The organism is Pseudoalteromonas sp. MMG013 (assembly GCF_018100885.1).
Lineage (GTDB): Bacteria > Pseudomonadota > Gammaproteobacteria > Enterobacterales > Alteromonadaceae > Pseudoalteromonas > Pseudoalteromonas aurantia.
Genome location: NZ_JAGJEE010000070.1, coordinates 1 through 1,886, shown reverse-complemented (window position 1 = coordinate 1,886; position 1,886 = coordinate 1). Strand labels below are relative to the sequence as shown.

General features: G+C 39.1%; 2 protein-coding genes. Both read right to left on the bottom strand.

What is annotated here, in order from left to right; all coding sequences use genetic code 11:
* Positions 1 to 91: 91 nt before the first annotated feature.
* Positions 92 to 649, bottom strand: coding sequence for a hypothetical protein (locus J8L98_RS24330; protein WP_210998642.1), 558 nt, complete (start codon positions 647 to 649; stop codon positions 92 to 94).
* 12 nt (positions 650 to 661) lie between these two features.
* Positions 662 to 1,886: hypothetical protein (locus J8L98_RS24325; protein WP_210998641.1), on the bottom strand; the 1,225-nt coding region annotated here is incomplete at its 5' end.

Here is a 1,886-nt window from a genome sequence, read left to right as displayed (position 1 = left end):
GCGCATTCCCAAAGGCATCGGCTAGCTTAAGTAGCTAGCCGAATTTGATTGGCTGTTCCTTTTAATTTTATGCCTGTCCTTTTATTGTTTTTTACTTTTTTACTTCTATTTTTAAAATACATAGCGTTGGTAATGTTGCATTTTCGTACTGCTTGTCTACATAAGCTATTTCAGCCTCTTCACCTATGTAAGGCGCTAGCTCACTTTTAAGTGAACCATTAAAGCAGCCAAACTCAGCAATATGATTTATAGGTCTAATACTCTCAAGCTTAAATCCTTCAAATTCGAGTATTTCAGCTAAAGCAACAGCGTTTATAGGAGGCTTATAATAGTTGTGATTATCTTGCTGATAAGTCGCAATCAAGCGTCCTTTAACAATACTTACTCTATTGTTTTCGACCATATTCTGATAGGCGTTAACTTGATCTATACCTTTCTGCAATTCATATATTGCAAAACTAAAATAAGCTAACGGCAGCAATAAAAAAAACTTATATTTTCCAGAAAAAAATTTAAGGGGGATATATGTAAAAACACCCAGAAATAAAAAGGCGCTCATTATTTGAAATGATATATATAAAAATTCGAAAATCTTTGAAAACTCGTAAATCATTTTGAAAAGGGAGTTGCATTCATCTACAGCTCCCATTACTCCTATTTATTAATTATTTTCCAAGTTTGGAAATGAAACTTCTGATTCATGCGGCTTAGCTAAATGTTCAAAGCTTACATCCATTCCCTTATACATAAATTTGTTAATCGTTTTGATTCCAACATTTTGATAGGCCCAAAACAACTGGCCAACAACTCCCCAATTACTTTGATACGATCGCGTAGGACTGTTCTGATAAGTTATATCAGAACCAAGCTTAGTACCACCGTGAGCCATATCTAAGCCAAATTCAAACCCTCTAACTCCCATTGGACCATTGCCAGTAAGTGCAGCGCCTATCTCATAATCAAATGCTAACCCTACATCTGGTAACTGCTTTCCTAAAAGCCGAGCTTTGTTAAAGGAAATTAAATCTATACTAGGACCACCTGTTATCATTTCACCATAAACTATATCTTGCGCGTGAAGACCTTCACCAGCTAATACACTTAGGTTCAGGCCTCCTGACCAATCAGAGCCACCTAAACCTCCACCATATTCATTAGCTAAAGGCTGAAAGGCAACGTTGCCTTTATTATCAAACGCGAACGCTGCGGCAAATCCTATATCGAACTTTCCAAAGTATGGCAACTTACCTCTTAATGAAAACCCAAATTCAGTCTCTACTGACGCAGGTCTATCATTATGATGAATGGCGTCCCAAAAACCTCTTTTTTCATTCGCTTCAGCCAACTTACGTGCTGCGTAAGCTTCTTTACCTTCAGTTCCATATTTCGTGAAGTCATCAATAGGGTCATTTGATACATACAACTCATCCGAAGGAATGAAGTTGCCTTCTGCATCATAGATACCATTTTGGTTAGAACCAAGCATATTATCAATATTTCCGATGAACGAATCGCTCTTGCCTAAGAAGCTCTCGACATCTTTAATAAATTCAGAATCACTTTGTTTATTATTCGATTTTGGTGCACTGCTTAACCCACTCACAATCGAGTTCCCCAACGCATTGCCAAACGCATCTACTGCAACATTACCAAAGTTCCAACTCGCTTGATTACCAAATAATTTATCCGCACCATAACTGAGCGCACTGTTTGCCACCCCGCTAAACGTATCGAGCGCAATACTACCTGCTGTCACTCCCCCTGACAAGCTATCCGAGTTACCTATACCAAGCTCTGAACCCGCGTATGCTGATAGCGCCGACGCTGCCACATTGCCCCAACGGAAACTGGCTTGGTTACCCACCAGTTTATTTGCCGCAACCGAG

What these genes read in the sequence shown, in the direction of transcription:
- J8L98_RS24330 (WP_210998642.1), bottom strand. Translation starts at nt 649, where the DNA reads ATGGGAGCTGTAGATGAATGCAACTCCCTTTTCAAAATGATTTACGAG.